We start from the raw sequence: 20,938 nt of genomic DNA on the forward strand, positions 1-20,938 counted from the left end.
CTCTGCGCTTGCCCTGTGCTGACTGTGCTGGCCTTGTGTGGAACATCGCTGCGTCTTGAGACGCATGACCCGAACTGAATAAGCCGGTGCACTCGCTTGCCGAGCGAACAAGCGCGCACCGTGAGGATGTTAAGGATGGCAGAGAATTCCTGGCTGGATAGCCTGCTGGAGTCGTTCGAGATTTCACTGGATCAGAACGAGCGCCTGCTCACGCTTGAGATGAGCGGCGCGGACTTCATCCCTCATCGCCTGGTGGGGGAAGAGCGCATGTCGCGTCCCTTCGCCTATACCCTCGACTGCATTTCCCAGAACGGCGATATCGAACTCAAGTCCCTGATGGCGCAGCCGGCGGCGCTCTCGGTGCGTCAGGCCGATGGCAGTTACCGCAAGCTCTCGGGACTGGTCGAGTCCGCCGCACTGCTCGGTGAGGACGGTGGCGTCTTCTATTACCAGCTGACGCTGGTGCCGTGGATGGCGATGCTTAAGCTCGGGCGTGACAGCCGCATCTTTCAGGACCTCACCGCCGTCGAGGTCATCGAGTCGGTGTTCTCGCATCATGCCATCGCGCAAGGCGAAGCCCAGGGCGGCTGGCGGCTGGACCTGCGCCGCGAGTATCCGACGCGCAGCTACTGTGTGCAGTATCGTGAGAGCGACTTCCAGTTCGTCAATCGCCTGATGGAGCAGGAAGGGCTGTTCTACTACTTCGAACACGCCTCTGACGACAGCGATTTCAATGGTCATCGCCTCGTCATCACCGACGATGTCGCGACCTGTGCGCCGGTCGAGCCGCAGGTGATTCGCTTCCACCGTCAGGATGCCACTGAACTGGAAGACTCCATCACCCAGTGGAGCGGCCGCCGTCAGCAGCAACCGACTCGCGTCAGCCTCGGCACCTTCGATTACAAGCAGCCGGGCCTGGAGAAGCGCTCAGGCCAGGACACGCGCAGTGATCAGGGCAACCTCAGCGAGCAGGAAGTCTACGACTACCCCGGCGAGTACTACTTTGATGACCATTCGCGCGGCGAACGCCTGACCGTCAATCGCCTCGAGGCCCATGAATCCCGCGCCAAGCGCTTCTACGGCGCCGGGGGCACCCGCCAGTTGAAGGTCGGCCGCTGGTTCGAACTCAGCCAGCACGCTCGCCATGAAGATGGCGATTCCAGTGAGCGCGAATTCCTCGTACTGGGCCTGACCATCTGCGCCGAGAATGCGCTGCCGGTGTCGGCACACCTCAAGGCGCTACCGGGTAGCCTGCAGGCGCGCATGGCCGAGGCGCGCCAGGCGCATGGCCTCAATGAAAGCGCTCATGAAGACTACGCCGATGTCGGCACCGGTCAGTACCTGATCGACTTCGAATCCCAGCGTCTCAGTCAGCCGTATCGACCGTCTCTCGATCATCCGCGCCCCAATCTGGGTGGCCCGCAGACTGCGATTGTCGTCGGCCCCGAGAACGAAGAGATTCACACCGACTCGCTCAACCGCGTGCGCGTGCAGTTCCATTGGGACCGCAGCGAGAAGGGCGCCGCCGACGCCAGCTGCTGGCTGCGTGTCGCGCAACCCAACGCCGGTGCCGGCTGGGGCAGTGTCTTCGTGCCGCGCATTGGTCAGGAGGTCATCGTCGACTTCCTCGAAGGCGACGTGGATCGCCCGCTGATCACCGGGCGCGTCTACAACGGCGACCAGGCCCCGCAATGGCACTCCAATGGCCTGCTCTCGGGCCTCAAGAGCAAGACCTATCGCGGCAACAAGTACAACGAGCTGGTGTTCGATGACGCCACCGATCAGGAGCGTGTGCGCCTGAACTCGGAGCACGAGAAGTCCCAGCTCAATCTGGGGTATCTGATCCACCAGCAGGGCAACACACGCGGCAGTTTCCGCGGTACCGGCTTCGAATTGCGCTCGGACGCCTATGGCGCCATCCGCGCGCATCAGGGCCTGCTGCTGACCAGCTGGGGCCAGATCGCCGCCAGTGGCGAACAGCTCGATCTCACGCCCGCTCAGCAACAATTGGCCAGCGCCTATCAGCTCTCCAATACGCTCAGCGAGAGTGCCACCAGCCACAACGCAGAAGCGCTAGAGTCGCGCATCAACCTCAAGCAGGCCAGTGACGATGCCCAGGGGCGTTACGGTGCGGCAGATAGCGGCACCAACTTCGATGGCAGCTCTGCCTCAAGCGCCAGCGCTGGCGGGCGTGGTGAAGCCGCACGGCTCGACGCCCCCTGGCTGCATGTCAGCTCACCGGCAGGCATCGCGCTGAGTACGCCGGAATCCACCCATCTGGCCCAGGGCAAGTCACTCAGCATCACCAGCGGCGAAGACATCAATCTGGCCACCGGCCGCAGCCTGATCGCCTCGCTCTCCGAAAAGTTCTCGCTGTTCGTGCAACGTGCCGGCATCAAGCTGTTTGCTGCACGTGGCAAGGTGGAAATGCAGGCGCAGAGTGATGCGATGGAACTGACCTCCGAGAAGGACATGACCATCATCTCCACCGAAGGCACCGTCACCATCCAGGCCAAGAACGAGATTCTGCTCACCAGCGGCGGCGGCTATATCCGCCTGAGTGGCGGCAACATCGAAGTGCATGGGCCGGGCAAGGTCGATGTCAAAGGCGCACAGCACAGTTTTGGCGGGCCTGCGAGTCTGGAGGGCGCCATGCCTGAGTTACCCGAAGGTGGCTGCGAGACACAGATGACAGGGGCCGATGACGACAACGCCGGCGCTGTCGCGTTATGAGGAAGTTGTCATGACGCAAGTGATGAGAGACGGCACCCTCGCCGAACCTGCGACCGAGACGGTCAGCGAGCCGTTGGCAGAGTTGCTGACCCGGCAGCGATTCGCCTTGCTCAATCCGCTGACGGTGGAAGAGGTGGACTGGAGTGATCTGCCATCTCAGCCATTGGAGAATCCCGCTGCCAAGATACGCTCGCATCTGATGCCGCGTCTGGTTCGGTTCCATGAACTGAACAAGGCACAACGCCTCGCGCTGATAGCGCGCATCGAACGTTATCAAAAGCGCGGTAGTGCGTTCTTCTGTGCGCTTCTCGAGACCCAAGCCTCGGCTGAACGTGTGGCGGGGCATCTTCAAGAACACCTCGTCCAGCGACGGAAGGGTGACTCACGGCGCTGGTGGCTGCGCTTCTACGATCCACTCGTGTTTCGCCACCTGTGCTGGCAATGGCAAGACGAGCACCTGGATCGCCTGTTAGGGCCAATCTCTGCATGGTGCTGGCAGGGGGAGGGGGGGCAATGGCAGCGACGGCGCTATCAAGCAGAGACGCCTCCACGGTTCAGTTATCTGTTCCTGGAGCCGCAGCATTGGGCAAAGATTGACCGTATCACCCTGTTGAATGCCTGCCTGATGAATCTGCAAGTCTTCGCGCCACAGCAACCTCAGACGCCCGGATTGTGGCGCTGGGTCGATGAGCTGATCGTCCGCGCCAGAAACATTCCGCTGGCCAGTGATCGAGACTGCCAGCGCTACGTAGAACAGGCTGTCTGCCACCATCCCGATATTCACGCCCATCCAGAACTGTGCGCTCGTCTTGACCGCATTCGTGAGCAAGGCGGCAGCTACATCACAGTCTGTAAAGATCTCGACGCTGCCACGCTGGAACGCCTGGCAGCCGATATGAATTCCCGCATTACCCGCAAGGAGGCCCCATGAGCGCCGACGACACGACATCCATCGCCAACTGTTCATTCTGCCGTGGAGAAGGCCTGCCTATCTTGCCAGTGCGCTACGCCATCGCACGCACTGACAGCAAGATCCCTGCGCCACGTGCACCAGTCGTCAATGGCCCCTTTGGTGAAGGAGTGACAGATGTCGCGACGTTGCCCGATGGGCAGGACTACACGCTACGCTTGATGCGTGCTGGCTTCCTTTACGTCTACAACGAAGCGGCGGGGACATGGTCGGGTTATGTGGTCACAGAGAAGGGATATCTCTATGCCTACGTCAAAGAGATAGAGCATTCATTGCTGGTGGCAATGGATCCTGCAAATCCAAATTCTGCCTTGGATAAAAAGCTTGAACCACCTGCCATGTGTGTTGAATTCTCATGTTCCAAAAATCCACAACATGAATATGCAGGTCGATTCATAACGATTTCTAATTCTACCGATGCAGATAACATTTATTTGGTATTTTCTGATACTAAATGGACTAAGCGTGTATGGCACGAATATGCGACGAATGAACCGATCGACAGTACTGGACTTTGTCGTAGAAACTATATGCGAAAGATCTCACTCAGCGAACGGCGCAAAGGCTGGACAAAGCATTCTGCACCCATTTCAGATTTATCCGATCATGTTGTAGAGTCATTAATAAGTAATGATTTTTCATTAGATATGACTGATGAGTACATAGCAGATACTGGATTAGATTTCGGTCTCGATACTGTGAACGGTATCTCAGGTCATGCAAATGAAATTAAAAGATGGTCTGAATGTCAGGCAGCTGAAGAAGGTGAAATCAATCCTTTCTTAATAGCTTTAAATGACCCTGTAGGAATTACATCTGATATTGCGATGTTAGTAAAGAAAAGAACTGATGAATTCAATTCAGACCCTATACGGAAATGGCCTTTAGCAACATCTATACAGATAAGCGCTATACAAGAATCTGTTAAAGAAAAAGCAGAAGAAACTTATCGTGAACGAGAAATACAATCATATTTAGCAACTAGATCAGACCCTAGAATCAAATATTATCTCGAGTCTGAGTTTGAAAAAAACAACAATGATAATGAAGTAACTTATGATCAATACATAGAGCAGAAAGCCTTAGATAATGTTGATAAAAATAAAATGAGGGAATATGCTAATGAAGAATGGAGTAAATATAGAAGCTGTATGAGTATGGATGATACAGGAGTTACAAAAAGGAAAAAATGGGAATCCTCTTATGAAAATAATTTAAAGAATTTCGATAATCAAGTGCTCGTACCCTTGGTTGAATGTTATTATAATTGGTTGACATCAAGTATTTACCTAAAAGCAATGTCTTCAAACCATGACGATATATCATTAGAATCAGGAGTTTCTTTTTCGAATATATTATCTAGTTGCATTTTAGACACACAAAATTATACTTTGATAAATGAATTATATAAAGAGTGGTTGTCTGCAGAAATAATATGCCCAGATAATATATTGCTGAGAGGGTTGGTGCTCGATAATGTAGCTATTAAGAGCCTGATTGATGATGGAAAGAAAGCAAAGAAGTTTGAAGAGATTGATGGTAAAACAATACTACATCTGCCTTGGTCTGGTTTGATTGAGGGTTATTCTGATGTGTTAGAGAAATATTCACCTACTATTGTAAATAATGCGAATATTGCTATAGCAAGACTATTAGGTAATACAATGGGGGCCAGTGTATCTATTTTTACGAAAGATAATGTTAATAAGTATACGCGACCGTTGTTCTTTATAATGGGTATGGTTTCGCAAAAAGCAATAGTAAATGTTAAGGTAATGGCGGGTGTAAAGACTGATTTTTATGCGGAATTAAGAAAAAGTATAATTATAACAAATGAAAAATTCGGTGACCTAGATGAAAAGAAATTTTATCGTCGTATAGACATAGCAACAAGAGGTGAGGGCTCCACTTCGGAGCCCATAGGTAAAGGGAAGTGGAATAGAACTACGGGGTATGACTATTACTTACTCTCTGATTTTGATAAAAATGGCCTGTTAAAAAACAGTCTAAGTAGTGAGGAATATCATAAAGCAATGTTTAAGGTTATATCTGAAGGTATAGTCTCTAGATCAGAGTTGAAAAGTAATGATAAATATCGCTTTAAAAGTTCAGCTTTGAGTGGATTAAGGTCAAACGCAAGTGTTGGACTTAATGTAGTGTCTTCTATACTGGCTTTTGCTACGTTGTGTTCACAAATTAAAGTAATTACTGATTCCGGTTCTTCTAAAAATATGTCATCATTACTCACTAAATGTGGTGCTATTTTAGCAGGGTTTGCTAGTAGTGTGCTAAGTATTATAGAAAGTAATATGGAGAAGCGTGCTATTTTAACCAATACTATAGAATTAAATAATGGGTCGCGGATGTTTAAGGCCGTGCGAGGAGCTGGTCGCCTCGCGGGAGGTGTCGCTGCTATAGTATTTGCTGGATTAGATCTTATATCAGCTGGTGAAGCTATTAAAAAAGGTAGAACTGGACTAGCTTCTGCATATGTATTATCGGCAGGATTTGGAGTATCTGCTTTTGTGTTATTAATTGCTTCAATTCCAGGGTGGGGGTGGGCATTTGCTGCTGCTGCTATATTTGTCAATCTAGTAATTGCATTTTGCTTTAATAACGATGTACAAGATTGGATAGATCGTTCTTATTTCGGTACATCTGATGATAAATATAAAACCTTTGAGCAACAAGCTAAAGGTCTTAAGCTAATAAGTGAGGCTTGATATGGATTGGGAGGGATTATCTGGTATAAAAAGTATGCGTTTTCCTTTGGATAGAAACCTAACTACATACGAGAAAAATAATGAACTTGATAAACAAGAAAAGATTAATGTAAAAAAGAATGACTACCTAACAGTAGTCGAAATAGGTAAAACACATATGGAGTTGGTTGATCGTTGGTATGCTCAAAGAGGAGGTGTGATCTTCTTTGCTCTATCTCTAATGCTTGTTCCTTTACTTTTTTTGTTATCTATTTTTCCAGTCATGGTATTAGGTGATAATCCCCGTGATTCTATTTACTTCTGTCTTTTTGTCTTGATATTGTCTCCGCCAATAATAGCATGTATTTATGGTCTCTCCTTGGAAGCATTTAAGAAAACCTATTATCCCATCCGACTAGACAGACGTAACAGGCTTGTTCATGCGATGTTGCCAAGGGGGGAAATAATATCTGTCAAGTGGGATGATTTATTCATATTTATAAAAAATAATCATATTCCGCTGATGGGTAATGGTTGGTATGAAATTCGTGCTCATGTACTATCAGAAGACAAAACCACAGTGTTAAAGACATTTACACTAGGTTATCCTCCATGGGCTAGCAAGGAAGATGCATTATCTCTGTGGGAGTTTATACGAGGCTATATGGCTAAAGGTAATGAATATCAAGAATGTATAGAGAAAGTCAAGCTATGTATGCCAATTAAAGATAAAAGAGAACCAATACGCTTTTGTATATTTCGTGGTATGTCGTGGTTTTACAATGCCCCTACTGCGCAATTATTACTTTCCCCAGTCTTAGCTGTTTTTATCTGGTGCAGAGTGATTGCTGTATATACAAGCAAAATACCAAAGTGGCCGATCGACATCGAGGAATACAATGATAATATTAAAGGTGAAGAGCTAAAAAACTCAAACAATAATATTAAACTTAAGAGTAGAGATTGGTTATGGCCGCAATTTTGTTTTTATATAGGAAGTGTTGTTTCTGCTGTTTCTTTATACTTTTCTATTCAATATTTCTTAAACTCTATTTCTTAGAATATACTCGTAGTTAATTTTGTTGCTTATGCTACGTTAGTCTTTAAGGTACTAGTATATCTTGAGTTTGAAGTATGGTGTCGGACGTTACTTATGTGAATCAGTGAGTGCTTCTGTGCTCTGCCAAAGACATGGTAGGAGAATTTAACATAAGATGATTTAGTCATTAGTGTTTCAGTATTAAAAGTTTTAATTGTAATTTTCCTGATTCTTTAGGAGGGCTTCTAATGTTCAGTTCCGGCGATGGCGTTATCGTACTAGGTGATAGCACCACCCATGGTGGCAAGGTGGTGTCTGCCCAGTCCAACTATCTGCTGGAGGGCAAGCCGGTGGCAGTGGTGGGGGACGCCCCAAGGATGGCCACAGCACCTGCAGCATCATCGAAGGGCATCCCACCATCAGCTTGAATGGCAAGCCGGTAGCGTTTCACGGCTGCCATACGGGATGTGGGGCGGCGTTGATCTCTGCCGCGAGTGGCAAGCACGGCCTAGGATGAGTGAGTTATTCGCATTATCTCCAAAACCCTCATGGTCACTCCGTGAGGGTTTTTGGTATTTATAGCTCCATACCGATTATGAATTACCTACTTATATCATTGGCCTAGCATCAAGATAAGCGATAGAGAGCTAAAGAAGGTATTGGAGAACTGATCATGAATAAAGCCCAGAGAAAGATACTCGAAGCGGTCGGAGTTTTAAGCAACAATCGACTTGATTGTTCATCGTTTTCCAAAAAACATATATTGAATGTAGAGAAAAATTTCGATGAAGTAAAAAAGCCAGAATTTGTGTGTGCTAAGCGAGATGGCTGCCTAATATTAGCGGAATCTTGGTTCCGAGAAAGGGGGGTGTATTTGTCATGGGGGAGTATTGGCAGTATATTTCTTGTTTCTATCTGCAGTTTTTTTGCTGCTATGATTTTTATAAAAGAAGGTGTTCTGAATATTCCAGTAACATTAGCTGCACTAGCTGCATTAGGCATGGGATGGGTGAGTGCCTATCCTCTTTTTTTGGCTGCCAAAAGTGAACTGAAGTTACAAGGGTTACAATATACTGTCTTTAACTCTAACTCTAAAAATATTCATTTTGTCAGCGAGGTCGATTTTCAATCCAAAACCTGTCGCTGGGATGAGTGCACATTCTGTCTTGCCTACTCGGCTGGAAGTATCGAAGGCTACTATTATGAACTCAAAGGCTATCTGTTCAACGAAGATGGTAGTGTAAGGGATAGTTTCTCGTTCGACGATTACCACTACATGATCACTAATAGTGATAATACTCGTCAAATGATGATCAAGGATCTTTCCGCCAGGTTCGAATATGTACGCCGGTTCATGGAAGAGGGGCCTGATTCTGTAGAGGCTGTTACAGGGACATTGGATTTGAAGCCAAGCCTCTCCGAGGCAGCCCACCGATTTCAGCCCAGGTCCAAAGCATCAGAGGGAAAGAAGTTTCATATAATCTATTCCATCGTACGCGCAGTGTTTTTGATCCCCTTTAGCGTACAAGTCGTGGGTCACTACTTTTTCTGTCGCTATTGTCGTTTACCACAGTGGCCACAAAGTGTGATTGATGAGTGCGGTGAAGATATATTCCCAAAGCGGTGATCTCCACCATGTTATGTACCACGGCCGCAGACTTTAAGTGTAATACCCCACAGGGAAGTTCAGGTGTTGCACTCAGAATCTGCGGCCAAGTTTTATATAAATTGTAGAGGGCAATAACCATAAAGTATTCATCAAATCCTGACGGTCTCTTGGCCCTTCCAAAATCCAGGCAAGACGGGATTATTCCAGATTCTTATGGAAGTTTGATAAAGCTGAATTCTACGTACGCTGAATTCATTGATAGAGCTGATCGGCACCGAGGAATGTCAAAAACAACGTTCGGCTTTTTATTGGTTGCATTGATAAATGGTTTAGGTGTTTTTTCTGCAATATATGTAGGCGGCTATATAGATTCCATTGATGTAATGTCAATACATGTGGTTACATTTCTCATTATTGCTTTGATATTGTCTTTAACAGATTATTTTGTCTGGAAGCATCATCTAGGTAGAGATTTTCTTACTGTAAGCTTTTATCCTATTAGGTTCAATCGTAAAAAAAGGATGGTGTATATTTATCGTGATCGAGAATCTGGTGGTGTTCTAAAGGTTAATTGGAATGACATATTTTGGCACATTGGTAAAGGGTATCAACAGGAATATAATTGTGACTTGCGTGGGCATGTAATGAAAAATGGAGTCATTGTCGATACTTTCAGTGTTGGCAATTTTTATGATGATAGTCGTGTCAATCAAATAATGGCTATGTGGGAATTTATCAGGCGTTATATGGAAGAGCCGCTTGATAGCTTGTTTGATGAACCTTTGGATAGGCATATAGATAAGTCAACAGAGGTCTCTTTGAAAAACTGCTATATGCATGTTTATGCTAACATGTGGCCCTTTGCTATCGACTATCGGTATTATCTTGCTCCTGTTTTTTATCCATTACTTTGGATTTTGACGCTTGGCAGATGGTTCACTTTGGGCACCTGTAAGAAGCCTGTATGGCCTTCGTCAGTAGAGGCCGAATGCATCGTTGTATCAGATGATCCAATGATATTACAAGAGCCAAAGTATACAGGTGAGTTTTCAGAGGACCCTGCTGTCGCTGATCGTCAGTTTGAGCGACATTCACAGCAGCGTAAATATGAAATAATGTAAGTATTTCCTTTTCTTGGAATCCCCTAAAGCGGAGATAGTGCTCATGTTCAGTTCCGGCGATGGCGTTATCGTACTCGGTGATAGCACGACACATGGTGGTAAGGTGGTGTCTGCCCAATCCAACTATCTGTTGGAGGGCAAGCCGGTGGCAGTGGTGGGGGACATGGTGACGTGCGCCAAGGATGGCCACAGCACCTGCAGTATCATCGAGGGGCATCCTACTATCAGCTTGAATGGTAAACCAGTAGCGTTTCATGGCTGCCATACGGCATGTGGGGCGGCGCTGATCTCTGCAGCAAGTGGCAAGCACGGCCTGAGGTGAGGGCGTGAGCTTACCCATGTGGTATCTGTATTCGATGAACCCGTAGCCTTGGCTGTGGGATTTTTCGTCAGGAATCTACGTGAACTTACCAAGTTGGTATATCTGTGAGGATGCGTACCGGCATGCCGCTCAAGCTTGGATTTGTAAATGTAGCAGAACATAAATTGAGGAGTCAATCAATTGAATGTCAATGAGAAGGTATTGAATGGCAATTATTTGATTTCTGAGTGCAATAATCATTTTCTTGAAATAGTTGGCCGCGAGAACGACTCACGTGGCAGATTTAATTTCACGGCTTTTTTAATAGCTATCTCTGTTAGCATAATTTTAGCTTTTGCGATTATAGTCATTTCAGATGAAAGAGTGCCTATGGGACTGCTTGTAATAGCAGCATTAGGCGGACTTATAGCTATTCTGATGTATGTGGCTGTTTACTTTTTGTTTATGTATGATTCTTTTAAGGTTAACCAGTATTCAGTAAGAATACTTAAGGCTGAACGAAAAGTCTCTGTCATAATGCGGGATGGTTCCGTAGCTATTTTAGATTGGGATTCAGTGAGTGTCGAATATACAACCTCTGATGGGAAAGGGAATCCTGTATTATTTATCCCCGGCGTCGTGTGGTTAAGCTCTATTGAAGAAAAGTCAGGTAAAACACAGCGCATACCTATTGGCAGTGACATGCTTGATAGAAAATACATTTTGGAAAATATCTGGAATATAGCTAAGGATTATATGGATAGGCCTGATGGAGTTGAGCTTACTAAAGCAAGAATTAATTTTTGTGTTCCAGGTTCTTCCGTCAGAGAAGGTGCCAGATATGGGATTTTGCATGGATACGCTATTTTCGATAAGCCACTGTTGAAAGTCATATTCTCACCTATCGCTACTCCTATGGTATTAGGCCGTTGGTTGTCCATGTTTACCTCAAAGATACCCGCATGGCCTAAAGAGGTGCTTGAAGCTTGCCAATTAAAAGATGATGAGGAAACGCTGAATTGGAAGAATTATAATACAATGTCATTCTGGGAAAACGAGTGGGTAATTATATGTTTCTCAATTGGGATGATAGTAGATTTGATTGGTGTATATTACTTGATCCTACGCCTTACTCATTGAGTATTGACTATCGTTCATTCGTTTTCTAAGGGGTTGATCCATGTTCAGTTCCGGAGATGGCATCATCGTGCTCGGTGATAGCACCACTCATGGTGGCAAGGTGGTGTCTGCCCAGTCCAACTATCTGCTGGAGGGCAAGCCGGTGGCAGTGGTGGGGGACATGGTGACGTGCCCCAAGGATGGCCACAGCACCTGCAGCATCATCGAGGGGCATCCCACCATCAGCTTGAATGGCAAGCCGGTAGCGTTCCACGGCTGCCATACGGCATGTGGGGCGGCGTTGATCTCTGCGGCGAGTGGCAAGCACGGCCTAGGATGAGGGCGTGATCTTGTCCATGAGGTATTTGTATTCGACGATCCCGTAGCCCTAGCTGCGGGATTCTCATTTAATAAGTATCTGATAAATCGATTTTTTATAGCTTGGATAAAATTGGGCCCAGAGTGATTACTGTGAAAGACTCACCAAATGGCAATTATTTAGTAACAGAATGCAACGACCACTTCCTTGAAGTAGTTGGGCGAGAAAATGATTCTAGAGGAAGATTCAATTTTACTGCTTTCATAATAGGTATCGCAGTAACTACAACGCTAGGTTTGGCAATTGCTATAATTTCAAATGAAAATGTTCCTGTGTATTTAGATGTAATGGCTATCATAGGTGGAGTGCTACTTACATTTTTTTATATCGTTGTGTATTTTCTTTTCAAATATGATATTTTTAAAAGTAGTCAGTATTCTGTAAGGTTTTTGAGAATAGAAAGAAAAGTTACAGCGATCACTTATGATGGCTCAACATTGACTTTAGATTGGGATGCAGAAAATGTTGAATATACAACTGCGGGTGGAAAAGGGAGTATTCTGACGCTGGTTCCTGGCATTGTCTGGCTTGGAGATGCGAATTTTTCCAATACTGATAAAAATCAACGTATTGCTATTGGTAGTGATATGCTCGATAGAAAAGACGTATTGAGAAATATATGGCTAATTGCTAGCGACTATATGGATAGGCCTGACGGTGTTGACATCACCAAGTCGAGAATTAATTTCTGTGTGCCTGGTTCGTCAACAAGGGAGGGAGCCAAGTATGGCGTTTTACATGGTTACTATTTTTGCGATAAGTCATTGATGAAGCTGATGTTATCACCTATCGTCACGCCTATGGTATTAGGGCGTTGGTTATCCATGTTTACGTCAAAAATTCCCTCATGGCCTAAAGAGATAATTGAGATGTGCCAGTTGAGAGATGATGAAGAAACTGTGAATTGGAAAAATTATTATAGGATACCTTTCTGGGAAAACGAGTGGGTAATTCTATGTTTCTCAATTGGGCTGATGGTGGACTCGATTGGTGTATACTACTTGATCCAGCACCTTATTCATTGAGATATTAACTATCTTTCATTCGTTTTCTAAGGGGTTGATCTATGTTCAGTTCCGGCGATGGCGTTATCGTACTCGGGGATAGCACGACACATGGTGGCAAGGTGGTGTCTGCCCAGTCCAACTATCTATTGGAGGGCAAGCCGGTGGCAGTGGTGGGGGACATGGTAACGTGCCCCAAGGATGGCCACAGCACCTGCAGCATCATCGAGGGGCATCCGACGATCAGCTTGAATGGTAAGCCGGTGGCGTTTCACGGCTGCCATACGGCATGTGGGGCGGCGCTGATCTCTGCGGCGAGTGGCAAGCACGGCCTGGGATGAGGGCGTGAGCTTGTCCATGTGGTATCTGTATTCGATGATCCCGTAGCCCTGGCTGCGGGATTTTTCGTTCTGGATCTGCGTGAGCGCCGCGGTCTTATGTTTCAAGCGGCGCATTGCTGTGGCGGGGGCTGCATTCACGTTCAAGGTTTCATTGAAAGTCTTTCTCCGTGCCGCGGGTTTTTTCAGCCAGGCAGCGAAAGATAGTGTCAGTCACTTCCCGAGACAGACCTGCTGCCACGTGACGCAGCAGATCTTGCCGTTGGGCCGATGACAACCATTGACTATAAGGGGCATCTCCATGCTCACCTTGATCGTGAAATTTGACGTCAAGCCCGAACAACTCGATACCTTCAAGCAGGCCTTGGCTGACAATAAGCTGGGCTCAGCGGCTGAACCGAGGATGCTGGAAATGCGTTTCTTCGCGGCCAAGGATTCTCCCACCACCATCTTCGCCTACGAGCGCTGGGCAAGCGCCGAAGCGCATCAGGCACATGTGAATCAGCCCTACGCGCAAGCCCTGCTGAAACTGGCTGACACGGTGTTGGCATCGCCATTCGAGGTGATGCCCTTGAACGATACTGACCCGGCGCCATTGCATGAGGCGAACCCCAGGCACGTGCAGCCGGAAGATGAGGTATTCAGTATCTTCTTCATCTTCAAGATCAAGGAAGAATATCGCGCTCGGTTGCTGCAGCAATTCACCACGCATGTGGCGAAGACGCGCAGTGAGGAGCCGGGCAATCTCGTGTTTGATCTGTATACCATCGAAGGCCAGGTCGACACGCTGGTGATATACGAGCATTGGCGCACGGAATCAGACCTGTGGGACATTCATTTCCAGCAGCCCTATGCCATCGAGACAGGCAAACTGTTGGAGCAGGCCATGGTTGGTGATATGCAGCAGTACCTGAACATCGTCAGCGAGTTCTGAGCTGACTGGCAGGACATACTCTCTCTACACCTCCATCTTGAAGACAAGGCGCAGCCACCTCGGGCTGCGCCTTGTCTATTTCAGTGGTTTCCAGTCGACATGAGCGTCAGCGTGCCATCCAGCCGCCATCGACCGTCAGGACGGTGCCATGCACATAGTCCGAGGCAGATGATGCCAGGAACACCACCGGGCCCTTGAAGTCGTCTGGTGATCCCCAGCGCCCGGCGGGGATGCGCGCGAGGATATCGCGGGAGCGCTGTGCATCCTGTCGCAGGGCTTCGGTATTGTCGGTAGCGATATAGCCCGGTGCGATGGCGTTGACGTTGACGCCGTGAGCGGCCCACTCATTGGCGAAAGCCTTGGTGAGCTGTGCGATGCCGCCTTTGCTGGCCGCGTAGCCCGGCACGGTGATGCCGCCCTGGAAGGAGAGCAGTGAGGCGGTGAAGATGATCTTGCCGCTGCCGCGCGCGACCATCTGTTTGCCGATCTCGCGGGTCAGGATGAACGGAGCGGAGAGGTTGGTATCAATGACGCGATCCCATTGCGCGTCCGTGTGCTCGGTGGCCGGGGCGCGCTCGATGGTGCCGGCGTTGTTGACTAGGATATCCACCCGAGTCGAACTCAACTGCGCGGCTAGCTGCTGGATGGCGCTGCGGTCGGAAACGTCGCATGCGATGCCCTGGAAGGTGCGCCCCAGGGCGCGGATACGTTCACCTACATCACCACCATCGGTGGTCATGCTGGCACTGATGGCAATGATATCGGCGCCGGCCTCGGCGAGGGCGATCGCCATGGCGGCCCCGATACCGCGACTGGCACCGGTCACCACGGCGGTCTGATGACTGAGGTCGAAGGGTTTGACGTCATGCATGTCGCGGCTCCTATATCAGTAAAGTCTCACGCAAGCCTACTGCAGAAAGAGGGCGACCACGAATGCCCCAGGAGAGGCGACTGCCGGCCACTGGGTGTCAGGCTGGCGAGGCAAGGGTTGTGAAAAGGCCAGGATATGCCCAGTGAGCACCTTGTGAATGTGGTAGTTTCTGGGCAATTCCCCTCTCTTGGCGGGACACGTATGCCGAGCATGACATGACATGACAGGAGCGACTCAATGACAGCAATCGATACTTCTCCTTCCCCCGAAACACGTGCAATCACTCAGTCACCCGGGCAGCGTGTGGCACTGGTGACGGGGGCTGCTGGAGGCATCGGACGTGAGATAGTGCGAGGGCTGATGGCACGCGACTATCTCGTCTATCTCAGCTCACGTGCGGCTGAGAGTGCGCAGCAAGCGGTGGATACTCTGATGGATGAGGCGCCCCGCGGTGAAGCCAGACCCTGTGTGTTGGAGATGACCTGCACTGAGCATCTGCGGGATGTCATCGCGATGATCGAGGCGCGTGATGGCCGCCTGGATGTACTGGTCAACAACGCTGGCATCTATTTGGAAGCACCGCATCTTGAACCCGCCAGGCCGACGTTGGCCCTCGAGCAGCCGGTCGAGATGGTGCGAGAGAGCCTGGAGACCAATCTGCTGGGGGCCTATCAATTGACACAGTTGGCGGTCCCGCTGATGCAACGCCACGGTGAGGGTCGTATCGTAAATGTCTCCAGTGGATCAGGGCAGTTAGCGGAGATGGGCGCTGGCGATATCGGCTACCGTCTTTCCAAGGCGGGGCTGAATGCGATGACACGAGTCTTCGCGGCCGAACTCCAAGGCAGCGGCATTCTGGTTAATGCCATGTGCCCCGGCTGGGTGAACACTGGCGTCGGGGGCCCTGATGCTCCCCGAACCCCACAGCAGGGTGCCGATACGGCGCTCTGGCTTGCCACTTTGCCTGACGATGGCCCTAGTGGTGGTTTCTTTCGCGATCGTCAGCCCATTGCTTGGTGATGAGCTGTATTGATGGAGTTTCGTCAGATAACGCTCACCAGTACCGTCATGCGATAGGCAATCCTCAGATGCCGTTGTCTCAGCCGCTTTTCTTGATTGATATCACTTTGGGTGAGGCTGAATTTGATGAGAAGAGCTCGCGGGAGCCTTCCTGGAGGTCCTCTCGAGATCGTCGAATCGCCCCTGTCACGATATTCATGCTTCCGCCACCGTGCTGGAGTTTTCCTCGTACAAGGAAGTAGACATCCGTAATGATAATCGCCGCTTGGCTAGCCGCTCACGTCACAGTGTTCAGGCGATGACCCTTGCCTTGGAAATCCTGAACGCAATGCGTGTCTCATGAGCTCATTGGCTTTGGGACTCATCCTGATCTCGGTCTGTCTGCATGCCGGCTGGAATCTGCTCGGCAAGGGGCGGGCGCCGTCGCTGACCTTCTTCATGCTGTCCATGGCCAGTGGTGCGCTGATCTTTGCGCCGCTGCTGGGGCTGGGGCCGTCGTTTGCCGTGCTGCCCGCTGAATTCTGGGGTTGGCTGGTGGCCACGGGGCTGTGTCAGGCGCTCTACATGGGCGGGCTCGCCTGGGCGTATGCGCGCGGCGAGGTCAGTGTGCTATATCCCATCGCGCGGGCCTTGCCGGTGGTGCTGGTGCCGCTGGTGTCGCTGAGTCTGCTGGGCAGTCAGGCACTCACGGCGTTGGATCTGGTCGGCATGGGGTTGATCGTGCTCGGCGCGTTGGTGCTGCCCTTGAGCAGTCCGCAGGGCCTGCGCCCCTCGACCTATCTGACCCCGGCACTGGGGTTCGCGCTGCTGGCAGCAGTCGGCACCACCGGCTATTCGCTGATCGACAAGCAGGCACTGGATATCATGGTGAGTGTCGGCTACTCGCCCACCTCGGCGGGCGCTGTCTTTCTGGTGTTGCAGGCCATCATGACCGTCGCCTGGGGCGCGCTGCTGGTGATGTTGCTGCCGGCAGAGCGTCGCCGCCTGCCCGCGCTATGGCGGGGTGAGCGGGGCAGCATGGTGTTGACCGGCGTGATGGTGATGGCGACCTATGGGCTGGTGCTGGTTGCCATGACGCTGACGGAAGAGGTCAGCCTTGTGGTCGCCATGCGTCAGTTGTCGATCCCGCTTGGGATGGTGCTCGGCGTGGTCTGGTTGCGCGAGCGAGCGGCCATCGCCAAGTGGCTCGGCATCCTCATCATGCTGGCGGGACTGTGGACCGTTGCGCTGGCATGAGGCACAAAAAAAGCGAGACAGGCGGCTGCCTGTCTCGCTTTTTGTCTTTCTGCGGGTGCTGGCGGGGCATCACGCTGTCGTGAGCCCCTTCACCGCCATGCTTACTTGGCGTCTGCCACCAGCATTTCCAGCGTGGCGCGCGCGCCGTTGTCGTGCAGGCTCTTCAGGGCCTTGAGATAGGCATCGCGGAAGCGCGGCTGATCGACCAGGTCTCCGAACAGTTCGCGGTTGTCCAGGAAGGCGGTCGGCTCTTCGCGCTGACGGCTGGCGCGCTCCATCAGCTCGTCCTTCAGCGGGTCGACCACGTCGATGGTCTCGCCTTGCTCGTCCACGCCTTCGGCATAACGTGCCCAGCTGGCCACGACGGCTGCAGTACGACGCAGTTCGCCGTCGGTCTTGAGCTGTGCGTGTGCCACCGGGATCAGGAACTTCGGAATGCGGTCGGAGGTCTCGGCGCACAGACGCGCGAGGGTGTCCTTGACTTCCGGGTTGGCGAAACGCTCGATCAGCGTGCGGCAATGGGCGTCGAGATCGATACCGGGCAGCTGGGCCAGCGTCGGGCGAGCTTCCTCGTTCATGTAGCCGAGCAGGAAGTCGACGATCAGCGGGTCGTTGCAGGCTTCGTGGGCGTAGCGATAGCCGGCCAGATAGCCGAAGTAGCACAGCGCCTGGTGACCGGCGTTGAGCAGACGCAGCTTCATCAGCTCATAGGGCTCGACATCTTCCACCGGCTGCACGCCGGCATCTTCAAAGGCCGGGCGGCCATTGGCGAAGTGGTCTTCCAGCACCCACTGGGTGAAGGGCTCGCAGACCACCGGCCAGGCGTCTTCCACGCCGAAACGTGAGGACAGCTCTTCGATGTCAGCTGGCGTGGTCACCGGCGTGATGCGGTCGACCATGGAGTTGGGGAAGGGCACTTCGGCTTCGATCCATGCCGCCAGCTCGGCATCACGTGCACGCGCGTAGGCAGTGAACATCTTGTGAGCGACGTTGCCGTTGCCTTCGATGTTGTCACAGGACATCACGGTGAACGGGGCGACGCCGCGCTCGCGACGACGGGCCAGGGCTTCGGTGATCAGGCCAAAGCTGGTCTTGGCTTCACCCGGATTGGCCAGATCGTGCTGGACATCGGCATTCTCGAGATTGAATTCGCCGCTAACCGGGTGGAAGTTGTAACCACCTTCGGTGACGGTCAGCGAGACGATGCGGATCGCCGGGTCGGCCATCAGCTCGATGACGGCATCCGGGGAGTCAGGGGCAAAGCGGTAATCGATGATGGACCCCACCACGCGCGGCTCATAGTTGCCGTCCGGGTGCTTGAGTACCACGGTGTAGAGGTGGTCCTGCGAGGCCAGGGCTTCCTGCATGCGGCGGTCACCCGGCATCACGCCGACGCCGACGATGCCCCAGTCCAGCGCCTTGCCCTGATTCATCAGCTCGTCGAGGTACATGGCCTGGTGCGCGCGATGGAAACCGCCCACGCCGAAGTGGACGATACCGGTGCTGACCGCAGTGCGGTCATAGTTCGGAGTGGCTACCTTGGCGTCCAGCTGAGTCAGACTGGCATTGGAGAGACGGGTCATGGGGAGGTCTCCTGCCGCGTGTCGCGGTCGAGTCGAGATGGGTAAAGAAAGGGTAGGTCGTAACGGCCAGCGGCGAAGGTCACCCGTGTGATTCAGGCTTCCTTCGCCGCTGGCATGGCAGGGGGCAAGCCCCTGCCGACTCAGCTAGCGGTGGCCGCTTGCTTGGGGGACTGCTTGTTGAACAGCGCCTTGCTGCGCTGCAGCTCCCAGTACGCGAAGATGAAGTAGATGATCGTCGACCAGATGGTCACGTCATAGAACAACTCACGATTCGCTTCGTAGCTGGCCAGGTCCGGACTGCCGAACAGTACGCGCAGCGCGAGGACCATCGGCACCGCCAGGCCCAGCACCATCCAGACGGCCTTGATGACCTTGGTCAGACCCGAAGTGTCCTTGACCGGTGCATGGTTGGTGGTCTCGGCCTGCTTGGCGTGCAGGGCTTCGACACGCTCCTGGAATTCCCGCTCGGCCGCTTCGGCTTTCGGGTAGGAGGCGGCTGCACCGGCAGATCTGGCCATCAGGGTGTAGAGGATGATGGAGACAAACCAGGTCGGCAGGAACAGGTAGTAGAACGGGATCACGTCGACCATCTCGAGGCCAAAGCCGAAGATCAGTGACAGCGCCCAGGTCGCCAGTGCCGGCGTGTTGTGCTTCACGCCCTTGTAGCGCGCCCAGTAACGGCTGAAGCCGAGTTTCGGGAACAAGTGATGCTCAGCGAAGATGATCCCGCCGACCGGCACCAGCACCAGACCCGCATAGGTCAGCAGCGGCAGCATGCTGCGATAGACGAACGGGAAGCAGCTGAGCACGGCAACGCAGATACCCACGGCCAGCGTCGCCTTGTTGCGCGACAGGTTCGGCATCGCCGACTGGGCGGCAAGGCCAGCGCGGTAAAGGTTGGCGTTGGCTGTTGTCCAGCCAGCGACGACCACGATCACGAAGCCAGCGGCGCCAAGGGCGTGCAACGCCACTTCGCCCGGTTCCAGTACATCGATGCTGATACCGGCGACGGCTGCGGTGGCCGCGCCCATCAGACCGGCGGAGATCCAGGCGACGTAGTGGCCGAACATCATGCCGGTGCTGGTCGCAAGGCCGGAGCGCATGCGCTTGGCATAGCGCAGCAGCGCCATGTCGATCAGACCGAAGTGGGAGAAGGTATTGGCCGCCCAGGAGAAGCCGATGACTTCCCAGATGCCGATGCCTGCTTCGCCCTGGGAGTTGATCCCGGTGAAGACGGTACTGCCGGCGACATCAATGAAACTCGAGAAACTGTTCAGGCTGGTTTCACCAGTGACAGACTCCGCCAGTTCCGGCAGCAGTACCATGCCGCCGACGGTGAACATCAGCATCAGCCATGGGGCGCAGATGCTGGCAAATTCGGTCAGGGCATTGAAACCATAGACGGCAACCAATACCACGATGGCGGCAACGGCCAGTGCCAGCAAGATGAACTCGAAGCTGGTGGGGTAGGCCTGGGTCTGGGCTGGAATGTCGAACAGCAGTCTGACCGCCGTGGCGGAAACGGTGATCATGGCCGCCGAGATGGCGGTGAATATGATCACGTTGGCCCAGTTGTAGAGCCGTGACATCGAATCACCGGCAATACGGTGAAGATAGGTGAAGAGGCTCAGACGGGTCTCGATCGCGATTGGCGTCGTGATCAACCAGAAGCTGAGTACTGCAAGGCCATTACCGATCAGCAGGCCCAGCAGGATATCCCAGATACCGGCACCGAGCGCCACGAAGGTGGCACCGATGACGAACTCGGTCGCGGCAACGTGCTCGGCGGCATAGAGACCGGCAAAGTGCGGCCACCGATGCAGTTTATGACGTGGCACCGGCAGTAGCTCATCGTCCATATGGGCGATCTGCCGATCCAAATCTGGCGCAGTACTGGCCATGATTGGCTCCTGTTTTTTTACGGCTTGTCTTGCTGCTCCTACCCGAGATGTCACGCAGCCGCCTTGGCGATCCTGTCG

19 protein-coding genes are annotated in these 20,938 nt (G+C 51.9%); 16 read left to right on the forward strand and 3 right to left on the reverse strand.

What is annotated here, in order from left to right:
• Window positions 1-135 precede the first annotated feature (135 nt).
• From BOH68_RS06550 to BOH68_RS06615, 14 genes are all read left to right on the forward strand, one after another.
• A complete protein-coding gene (locus tag BOH68_RS06550) occupies window positions 136-2,733 on the forward strand; it encodes a type VI secretion system Vgr family protein (protein WP_077377220.1) in 2,598 nt (865 codons plus the stop codon).
• A 10-nt stretch (window positions 2,734-2,743) separates the two neighbouring features.
• Complete coding sequence (locus BOH68_RS06555; protein ID WP_170877443.1) at window positions 2,744-3,664, forward strand: DUF4123 domain-containing protein; 921 nt, start codon at window positions 2,744-2,746, stop codon at window positions 3,662-3,664.
• The gene (locus BOH68_RS06560; protein ID WP_139345474.1) at window positions 3,661-6,426 is read left to right on the forward strand and encodes a T6SS effector BTH_I2691 family protein; all 2,766 of its coding nucleotides are present in this window, start codon (window positions 3,661-3,663) and stop codon (window positions 6,424-6,426) included. Before BOH68_RS06555 ends, BOH68_RS06560 begins: the two co-directional genes overlap by 4 nt.
• 1 nt (window position 6,427) lies before the next feature.
• Window positions 6,428-7,465, forward strand: coding sequence for a DUF6708 domain-containing protein (locus BOH68_RS06565; RefSeq protein ID WP_139345473.1), 1,038 nt, complete (start codon window positions 6,428-6,430; stop codon window positions 7,463-7,465).
• A gap of 227 nt (window positions 7,466-7,692) precedes the next feature.
• Window positions 7,693-7,872 carry a PAAR domain-containing protein gene (locus BOH68_RS06570; RefSeq protein WP_374700416.1) on the forward strand — a complete coding sequence of 60 codons (180 nt, stop codon included), beginning with the start codon at window positions 7,693-7,695 and terminating at the stop codon, window positions 7,870-7,872.
• Window positions 7,863-7,961, forward strand: a complete 99-nt coding sequence (locus tag BOH68_RS06575; protein ID WP_456821159.1) for a hypothetical protein — start codon at window positions 7,863-7,865, stop codon at window positions 7,959-7,961. Before BOH68_RS06570 ends, BOH68_RS06575 begins: the two co-directional genes overlap by 10 nt.
• Window positions 7,962-8,117: 156 nt before the next feature.
• The gene (locus BOH68_RS06580; RefSeq protein WP_139345472.1) at window positions 8,118-9,071 is read left to right on the forward strand and encodes a DUF6708 domain-containing protein; all 954 of its coding nucleotides are present in this window, start codon (window positions 8,118-8,120) and stop codon (window positions 9,069-9,071) included.
• 149 nt (window positions 9,072-9,220) lie between these two features.
• Window positions 9,221-10,174: a DUF6708 domain-containing protein gene (locus tag BOH68_RS06585; protein WP_139345471.1), complete on the forward strand. Its 954-nt coding sequence runs from the start codon at window positions 9,221-9,223 to the stop codon at window positions 10,172-10,174.
• A 43-nt stretch (window positions 10,175-10,217) separates the two neighbouring features.
• On the forward strand, window positions 10,218-10,496 hold the full coding sequence (locus BOH68_RS06590) for a PAAR domain-containing protein (protein ID WP_077377212.1): 279 nt from the start codon (window positions 10,218-10,220) through the stop codon (window positions 10,494-10,496).
• Window positions 10,497-10,676: 180 nt separating this feature from the next.
• Complete coding sequence (locus BOH68_RS06595; protein ID WP_139345470.1) at window positions 10,677-11,615, forward strand: DUF6708 domain-containing protein; 939 nt, start codon at window positions 10,677-10,679, stop codon at window positions 11,613-11,615.
• Window positions 11,616-11,655: 40 nt separating this feature from the next.
• Window positions 11,656-11,934 (forward strand): PAAR domain-containing protein, encoded by a 279-nt coding sequence (locus tag BOH68_RS06600; RefSeq protein ID WP_077377209.1) that lies wholly within the window; start codon window positions 11,656-11,658, stop codon window positions 11,932-11,934.
• 131 nt (window positions 11,935-12,065) lie between these two features.
• A complete protein-coding gene (locus BOH68_RS06605; RefSeq protein WP_139345469.1) occupies window positions 12,066-12,998 on the forward strand; it encodes a hypothetical protein in 933 nt (310 codons plus the stop codon).
• Window positions 12,999-13,039: 41 nt separating this feature from the next.
• Window positions 13,040-13,318, forward strand: coding sequence for a PAAR domain-containing protein (locus tag BOH68_RS06610; protein ID WP_077377206.1), 279 nt, complete (start codon window positions 13,040-13,042; stop codon window positions 13,316-13,318).
• Window positions 13,319-13,616: 298 nt separating this feature from the next.
• Complete coding sequence (locus tag BOH68_RS06615) at window positions 13,617-14,249, forward strand: putative quinol monooxygenase (protein ID WP_077377203.1); 633 nt, start codon at window positions 13,617-13,619, stop codon at window positions 14,247-14,249.
• Window positions 14,250-14,355: 106 nt separating this feature from the next.
• Here the strand turns inward: BOH68_RS06615 and BOH68_RS06620 are convergent, their stop codons facing one another.
• Entirely contained in the window at window positions 14,356-15,120 is a 765-nt protein-coding gene (locus tag BOH68_RS06620; RefSeq protein WP_077377201.1) for an SDR family NAD(P)-dependent oxidoreductase, read from the reverse strand.
• Between the two features lie 237 nt (window positions 15,121-15,357).
• Here BOH68_RS06620 and BOH68_RS06625 point away from each other — a divergent pair, with 237 nt between their 5' ends.
• A complete protein-coding gene (locus tag BOH68_RS06625; RefSeq protein WP_077377199.1) occupies window positions 15,358-16,140 on the forward strand; it encodes an SDR family NAD(P)-dependent oxidoreductase in 783 nt (260 codons plus the stop codon).
• A gap of 339 nt (window positions 16,141-16,479) precedes the next feature.
• A complete protein-coding gene (locus BOH68_RS06630) occupies window positions 16,480-17,376 on the forward strand; it encodes an EamA family transporter (protein ID WP_077377196.1) in 897 nt (298 codons plus the stop codon).
• 101 nt (window positions 17,377-17,477) lie between these two features.
• Here BOH68_RS06630 and BOH68_RS06635 read toward each other — a convergent pair whose 3' ends face one another.
• Window positions 17,478-18,959 (reverse strand): mannitol dehydrogenase family protein, encoded by a 1,482-nt coding sequence (locus BOH68_RS06635; RefSeq protein WP_077377193.1) that lies wholly within the window; start codon window positions 18,957-18,959, stop codon window positions 17,478-17,480.
• Between the two features lie 140 nt (window positions 18,960-19,099).
• A complete protein-coding gene (locus BOH68_RS06640; protein ID WP_077377189.1) occupies window positions 19,100-20,860 on the reverse strand; it encodes a purine-cytosine permease family protein in 1,761 nt (586 codons plus the stop codon).
• Window positions 20,861-20,938 lie beyond the last annotated feature (78 nt).

The sequence above is a fragment of the Cobetia sp. MM1IDA2H-1 genome, from assembly GCF_002916775.2.
GTDB lineage: Bacteria > Pseudomonadota > Gammaproteobacteria > Pseudomonadales > Halomonadaceae > Cobetia > Cobetia marina.